The 7320-nt window shown below is 73.1% G+C and carries 6 protein-coding genes; 1 reads left to right on the top strand and 5 read right to left on the bottom strand.

What is annotated here, in order from left to right:
* Nucleotides 1-305 precede the first annotated feature (305 nt).
* Nucleotides 306-1751: a glyceraldehyde-3-phosphate dehydrogenase gene (locus tag ACZ7G3_RS26040; protein ID WP_426601596.1), complete on the top strand. Its 1446-nt coding sequence runs from the start codon at nucleotides 306-308 to the stop codon at nucleotides 1749-1751.
* A gap of 58 nt (nucleotides 1752-1809) precedes the next feature.
* On the opposite strand, the gene ACZ7G3_RS26045 is transcribed toward ACZ7G3_RS26040, so the two are convergent.
* From ACZ7G3_RS26045 to ACZ7G3_RS26065, 5 genes are all read right to left on the bottom strand, one after another.
* A complete protein-coding gene (locus tag ACZ7G3_RS26045; protein ID WP_470928444.1) occupies nucleotides 1810-2490 on the bottom strand; it encodes an N-acetylmannosamine-6-phosphate 2-epimerase in 681 nt (226 codons plus the stop codon).
* The gene (locus ACZ7G3_RS26050; protein ID WP_470928445.1) at nucleotides 2487-3434 is read right to left on the bottom strand and encodes an ROK family protein; all 948 of its coding nucleotides are present in this window, start codon (nucleotides 3432-3434) and stop codon (nucleotides 2487-2489) included. Before ACZ7G3_RS26050 ends, ACZ7G3_RS26045 begins: the two co-directional genes overlap by 4 nt.
* A complete protein-coding gene (locus tag ACZ7G3_RS26055; RefSeq protein ID WP_470928446.1) occupies nucleotides 3431-4390 on the bottom strand; it encodes a dihydrodipicolinate synthase family protein in 960 nt (319 codons plus the stop codon). The genes ACZ7G3_RS26050 and ACZ7G3_RS26055 overlap by 4 nt, the downstream gene beginning before the upstream one ends.
* A 95-nt stretch (nucleotides 4391-4485) precedes the next feature.
* Entirely contained in the window at nucleotides 4486-5967 is a 1482-nt protein-coding gene (locus tag ACZ7G3_RS26060; RefSeq protein ID WP_470928447.1) for an exo-alpha-sialidase, read from the bottom strand.
* A gap of 26 nt (nucleotides 5968-5993) precedes the next feature.
* The gene (locus tag ACZ7G3_RS26065) at nucleotides 5994-7010 is read right to left on the bottom strand and encodes an acetylxylan esterase (protein WP_470928448.1); all 1017 of its coding nucleotides are present in this window, start codon (nucleotides 7008-7010) and stop codon (nucleotides 5994-5996) included.
* Nucleotides 7011-7320: the final 310 nt, after the last annotated feature.

The raw sequence follows: 7320 nt of genomic DNA on the forward strand, positions 1-7320 counted from the left end.
CTCACAGGTGAGCGAGACGCGGAAGGCGCCACCTCTCGCGCGTCGAACATGTGCACCAGCGCGGTCATGCCGCCCGGAACCCGCCATGCCGCGACGGCGTCCGCGTCCAGCAACGCGCGGTACACGGCGGAACGCGGGGCGTTCACGTGCCGGGAGACCCGGGTCGAGTGCATGGCACCAGCCCTACTGGCACTCGTCCGACCAGGACCTCCTGGCACTCATCTGATCAGGAGGGGGCCCACTTGATCGATCAGAAGTGCGGTCGGGTTAGCATATGAGCGCCGCCTAGCTCGAAAGATAGAGACGTGACTGTCAACGACGACTCGTTCACCAACTGGAAGCACCGCGAAGAGACCGCGGAATCGATGATCCCGATGATCGGGAAGCTGCACCGGGAGCAGGACGTGACCATCCTGCTGCACAGCCGTTCCCTGGTGAACAAGTCGGTGGTCAGCATCCTCAAGACCCACCGCTTCGCCCGCCAGATCGCCGGTGCGGAACTGTCGGTCACCGAGACGATGCCCTTCCTGCGGGCCCTCACCACGCTCGACCTCGGTCCCTCGCAGATCGACATCGGCATGCTCGCCGCGACCTACAAGGCCGACGACCGCGGGCTGACGGTGGAGGAGTTCACCGCGGAGGCCGTCGCCGGAGCCACCGGCGACAACAAGACCGACCGCCGCGAGGGGCGCGACGTCGTCCTGTACGGCTTCGGCCGCATCGGCCGGCTCGTCGCCCGCCTGCTCATCGAGAAGGCCGGCTCGGGCAACGGCCTGCGGCTGCGCGCCATCGTCGTCCGGGGCGGCGGCGATCAGGATCTCGTCAAGCGCGCCTCGCTGCTGCGCCGCGACTCCGTGCACGGCCAGTTCCAGGGCACGATCACCGTCGACGAGGCCAACAGCACGATCCTCGCCAACGGCAACGTCATCAAGGTGATCCACGCCGACGACCCGACGCAGGTCGACTACACGGCGTACGGCATCAAGAACGCCATCCTCATCGACAACACCGGCAAGTGGCGCGACCGCGAGGGCCTGTCGAAGCACCTGCGGCCCGGCATCGACAAGGTCGTCCTGACCGCGCCGGGCAAGGGCGACGTCCCCAACATCGTCCACGGCGTCAACCACGACACCATCAAGCCGGACGAGCAGATCCTGTCCTGCGCGTCCTGCACCACCAACGCGATCGTCCCGCCGCTGAAGGCGATGGCCGACGAGTACGGCGTGCTGCGCGGCCACGTGGAGACGGTCCACTCGTTCACCAACGACCAGAACCTGCTGGACAATTACCACAAGTCGGACCGTCGCGGCCGGTCCGCGCCACTGAACATGGTCATCACCGAGACGGGTGCCGCCTCCGCCGTCGCCAAGGCCCTCCCGGGGCTCAAGGCGAAGATCACCGGCAGCTCGATCCGCGTGCCCGTACCGGACGTGTCGATCGCGATCCTCAACCTCCAGCTGGCCCGCGAGGCCACCCGCGAGGAGGTCCTCGACCACCTGCGCGGCGTGTCGCTGACCTCGCCGCTGAAGCGCCAGATCGACTTCATCAGCGCCCCCGACGCGGTCTCCAGCGACTTCATCGGCTCGCGCCACGCCTCGATCGTCGACGCCGGCGCGCTGAAGGTCGAGGGTGACAACGCGATCCTCTACCTCTGGTACGACAACGAGTTCGGCTACTCCTGCCAGGTCGTGCGCGTCGTGCAGCACGTCTCCGGGGTGGAGTACCCGACGTACCCGGCCCCGGCGGTCTGATCGCGACAGCACGTGAGGGGCGGTGGGTTGTCTCCCGCCGCCCCTCACGCGTGCTGGTTCAGGACGCCATGTGCTGCGCGAACAGCCGGGTCAGCGCGGTCGGCGCGGTGATGGCGGTGCCGACGACGACGCTGTGCGCGCCCGCCGCGAGGGCCTGCGCGGCCTGCTCCGGCGTGGCGATCCGGCCCTCGGCGATCACCGGGGTGCCGATCGCCCCGGCGAGGTCGCTCACGAGGGCCAGGTCCGGCGCCGTCTGGACCGGGGAGCCCGGCACATAGCCGGACAGGGTGGTGCCGACGAAGTCGGCCCCCTGGGCGGCCGCCGTCCGGCCCTCGGCGAGAGTCGAGACGTCGGCCATGACCAGGGCGCCCGCCGCGTGGACGGCCTCGACGAGTTCGGCGAACGTACTGCCGTCGGGGCGCGGCCGGGCGGTGGCGTCGGCCGCGACGACCGCGGCACCCGCCTCCACGAGGGCGAGCGCGTGGCGCACGGTCGGGGTGATGAAGACGCCGCTGTCGCCGTCCTTCCACAGGCCGATCACCGGGAGGCCGACGGCCGCGACCGTGGCGGCGACGACCTCCGGGTCGTTGACGCGCACGGCCGCCGCACCCCCTTCGCGTGCCGCGAGGGTCATGCGGACCAGGGTGCCGGTGTGGCGCATCGGGTCCCCGGGCGGGGCCTGGCAGGAGACGATCAGGCGGCCGGCCAGGGATTCGGCCAGGGGCTGGGCCGGGGTCATGGGGCAACTCCCGTGGTCTGAGGGCGGTGCAGGGGCAGGGTCCGGGGCAGCGCGGCCGCCCCGAGGACGGCGGCGTCGGCTCCGCCGTGCGGCGGCGCCGGGCGCAACGCGCGCAGCGGGGGCATGAGTTCAGCGGCGAACGCCGCACACAGGGCGTCCCGGTACAGGGCGCCGACGCGGGGCACGCCGCCGGCGACGACCACGCGGTGCGGGCCGAGCGCGTTGGCGAGGCCGCCCAGAGCACGGCCCATCGCGCGGGCACCGAGCGTGATGGCCTCCGTGGCGTGCGGGTCGCCGTGGGCGGCGCGTTCGGCGACGGTCTGGAGGCGGTCCGCCCGCTGACCGCCGCACCGCGCGTAGTGGGCGGTGATGGCGGGTCCGGCCGCGATCGCCTCCAGGTGGCCGGTCGCCCCGCAGGTGCAGGGCAGGCCGTCCGCCTCGGGGCTCGGCAGGTGTCCGAGGTGCCCGGCGATTCCGGCGGCGCCGTGCAGCACGCGTCCCGACGCGGCGACGGCTCCTCCGACGCCGGTGCCGACGGCGGCGTAGATCAGGATGCCGTCGTCGCCGAGGGCGGCGAGTTCCGTCGCGGCGGCGGCGCGTACGTCGTTGTCGCAGGCCACGGGGAGCCCCGTACGGGTCGCGAGGCCGACGGCCAGGGCGGTGCCGGCCCAGCCGCGGATCGTGTCGGTGGCGCTGGTGACGGTGCCGGTGGCGGGATCGATGACGCCGGCCGCGGCGACGCCGATCGCGGCGGCCCCCGGCGCCCACACCGCGCGGGCCCCCACGGCCAGGGCGTCCAGCACCGCCTGGGCGCCCTCTGTCGCCGGGGTGGGCAGGGTGTGCCGGGCCAGGACGGTGCCGCCGGCCCCGACCAGGGCGGCGGCGATCTTCGTGCCGCCCAGGTCGAGGCCGATCACCGGCGCGTCGAAGTGCCGTCCGCTCATCGGACCGGGAGCAGCCCGGCGCCGCGCAGGTGCCGCTCGACGTGGGCGACCGAGGCCTCGCCCAGCTGGATCTGCGGGGCGGCGGTGGTGCCGTGCGTGAACACCCCGAGCAGCCGCAGGGCGTGCTTGAAGGCGCCGATGGCGGAGGAGTTGCGGCCCATCTCGTCCTCGGAGCCCGCGTCGACGAGGCCGAACAGCTCGACGAGCCGCTCCTGTTCCCTGACCGCGCCGTCCAGGTCGCCGCCGCGCACGGCGTCGTAGAGGCGCACGTAGCCGGCGGGGTCCACGTTGCCGAGGCCGGGGACGACGCCGTCGGCGCCGGCCAGCAGGGCGGCGTCCACGGTGAGTTCGGAGCCGGTGAGGACGCTGAACGAGGGTGCCGGGCCGTCCTTCCGGCCGTGGCGTCCGCCGAGTTCGACGATCAGGCGGCGCAGTCCTCCCTCGTCGCCGCTGCTGTCCTTGAGACCGGCGAGGGTGCCGTCCACGGCGAGGTCGCGCACCAGGGCCGTGGAGAGCTTGCTGTGTACCGAGACGGGCAGGTCGTAGGCGTACAGGGGCAGGTCGACGCCGGACCGGACGGCGCGGAAGTGGCCGGCGATCTCGCGCGGGTGGGTGCGGGCGTAGAAGGGAGCGGTCGCCACCAGGGCGTCGGCGCCCGTCTGCCGGGCGGCCCGAGCGTGGGCGAGCACTCGGGGGGTGGTCATGTCGATGACGCCGGCGAGCACGGGCACCCGGCCCGCCGCCGCCTCGACGACCGTCTCCAGGGCCACCGCCCGCTGCCGGTCGGTGAGGAAGGCGACCTCGCTGCTGGAGCCGAGGGCGAACAGCCCGTGCGCTCCCCCGCCGACGAGGTGCTCGACGAGCCGGGCGAGCGATGCGGTGTCGACCTCGCCCGACGCATCCAGAGGAGTGCAGACGGGCGGCACGACGCCGCTCAGGGGCTGGGACGAGGACATGGTGTCTCCTGGGCTGTGCGAGTGGTGGTACGGGGGTGGAACGGGCCGCCCGCGCACCGCGTCGAAGGGCGGGTGTGCGGGCGGCCCCGGCCGGTCTACGGCGCGGTGACGGTGAGCGTCGCGTCGCCGTAGGAGTGCTGGGAGCCGCGGACCTGGTAGGTCGCGGTGGCCGCCACGCCGCCCGCGGTGGCGTTCGCGGGGACGGTGACGGGGATCTTGACGTTGGCGCCCTGGCCCGGGTCGAGCGCGGGCATGGTGACGGCGGGGGCGCTCCAGCCCTGCGGCAGCTTCAGGGAGACCGTGCCGGCGGGGAGCCGCACGTCGTTCTGGCTGACGACGCGGACCGTGACGTCAGTGGTCCTCCCGGCGGGCAGGGACGCGGGCGGAGTCACGGTGACGGGTGCGCAGACGCCGCCGAGCCACTTGAGGTCGAAGGACGAGTAGGTGATGTGCCGGTAGTCGTCGCGCTCCCACAGCAGGCCCATCCGGGGATTGGCGCCGGTGCCGTCGCTGAGCGGGGTGAGCGTGGAGTAGGCGGCCGAGCCGGCCTCGACGGTCCTGCGCACCGGCCAGTTCCGCCCGTTGTCGCAGGAGAGGCGGACGGTGAGGTTGCTGCGGCTGCCGGTGGTGGCGGTGTTGCTGAACAGCAGCCAGGAGGACCGCGGGTGGGAGGCGGGCACGTCCGGTGCGAAGCGGGCGACGGAGCCGTTGTTCGCGGGGTCGGGCAGTTCCCTGTCCTGCTGGAAGGGGGTGTAGGTGACGCCGCCGTCGGTGGAGTACGCGACCGTGCGGTACGGCTTGGAGCGGTTGTTGAGCATGACGCGGCCGTCGGACAGCTCGACGGTCTTGTTCTCGTCGCCGCCGGGCCCGACCGGGGTGCCCGTCTTCCAGGTGGCGCCGTGGTCGTCGCTGTAGGCGCTGACCGCGTAGTTGGCGCCGTTGTGGCGGATGGCGTACTGCTGGATCAGGCGGCCCTTGTAGGTGCCGTGCCGCAGCTGGATCCCCTCGCCGGAGGCCGCGAACATGCCGGCCCAGGCGGGGTTCTTGATGTCGGCGGTGATCCGCTCGTGCTTCCAGGTCAGGCCGTCGTCGTCGGAGTAGCTGTAGTCGGCCTGTAGGACGTTCGGGTCGCTCTCGTCGTTGCCGGTCGCCGAACCGAAGAAGCCCTGGTTCACGGAGGCGGCGTAGAAGACGAAGATCCGTCCTGTCTCCCGGTCGACCAGGAGGCTGGGGTCGCCGTAGCCCTTGGGGGCGGCCTCCTTGCGCACCACCCGCTGCGCCTGCCAGGTGGTGCCGCCGTCGGTGCTGCGGCGCACGACGACGCCGATGTTGCCCGGCAGGTCGCCCAGGGTGGGCCGGGCGTCGTAGGCGGCGATCAGCGTGCCCTTGGTGGTGCGGGTCAGGGCGGGGATGCGGTAGTGGGGGGAGCCGGTGCCGGCGGTGGCGATGTCCTGCGAGGTGAGGGTGCCGGCGGTGGCGGCGGGCGGTGCCTCGGGCGCACCGTGCGCGAGGGGGACGGTGGCCACGAGGACGGCCAGGGAGGCGGTGCCGATGGCCAGGGAGACTCTTCGCTGCATGAACAGGCCTCTTCTCGGGTGAGGGGTCAGGCGAGTCGGGGGTCGTGCAGGGCGGAGAGACCGGTGGGGGCGCCGGGCGGGGCGAGCAGTTCCCGCAGCCGGGCGAGTTGTGCGCGCCGGTGGTGGCCGCCGCCGCCCTCGTGGCCGTTGAACTCGTAGACGCACAGGTCCTTGGGGCCGCCGTAGCGGTGGTAGGCGGCGAAGCACGTCGAGGGCGGGCAGACCTCGTCCATCATGGCGATGGAGAAGAGGGCCGGGGCGGTGGCGCGGGCGGCCAGCAGGGCCGCGTCGACGTAGGACAGGGTGGTGAACACGGTCTCGGTGCGGTCGCGGTGCAGGCGCAGGTACTCGGCGACCTCGGTGTAGGGCGGCAGGCCGGTGATGCTCGCCGCGCGCCGGATGTCGCACAGGAACGGGACGTCGGGCAGCACGCCCGCCAGGCCCGGCACCAGCCCGGCCACCGCGAGGGCGACGCCGCCGCCCTGGCTGACGCCGGTGACGGCGACCCGGTCCGGATCGACGGCCGGGTGCGCGCGGACGGCGTCGACGCAGCGCACGGCGTCCGTGAACACCCGCCGGTAGTAGTGGTCGTGGGGGCTCTCCACACCTCGGGTCAGGAAGCCGGGGACGGTGCCGTTGAGGGCGGCGGTGTCGGGGGTGTCCCCTCCCGCGGTGGACCAGCCCTGGCCGCGCGTGTCCATGATGAAGTGCGCGTAACCGGCGTTGGCCCACAGGACCTGTTCGTGCGGCAGGCCGCGCCCGCGTCCGTAGCCGAGGTACTCCACCACGCAGCCCAGCGGGCCGCTCGCCCCGGCGGGCAGGTGGAGCCAGCCGCGCACGGGCTCGCCGGCGAATCCGGGCACGGTCGCGTCGTAGGTCGTCACCTGGGTCAGGCCCGTCTCCACGGGCGTGAAGAGGGGTGGCGTCGCGTGCGCCCGTGCCTCGCTCAGGGTCTGGTCCCAGAAGGCGTCGAGGTCGGCGGGCTCGTCGAGGTCGGGCCGCAGTGCGAGGCACTGGGCGAGCGGGAGGTCCGTCAGTGGCATGAAGGGGCCCCGGTGTCTGAGGCGTGCGCGCGGCGCAGCGCGAAATCACGGAAGTACGGAAATACGGAAGTACGGAAGTACGGAAGTACGGAAGGGAAACGGCCGGTCCGACTCCCGAAAGACCAGGAGAGAAGACGTCTGATGTCTGTTGTCCTGGGACACTAGAGATCCGGACGACGAGCGTCAAGTACCCACCCGCCTCACCCCCGGGGGTGTCGGCCTCCGGTGTCGGGGGGGGGGGGGGGGGGGGGGGGGGGGGGGGGGGGAAGGAAGGGGAGGGGGGGGGGGGGGGGGGGACGGCTGGGCTTTG

The organism is Streptomyces sp. NPDC037271 (genome assembly GCF_055603605.1).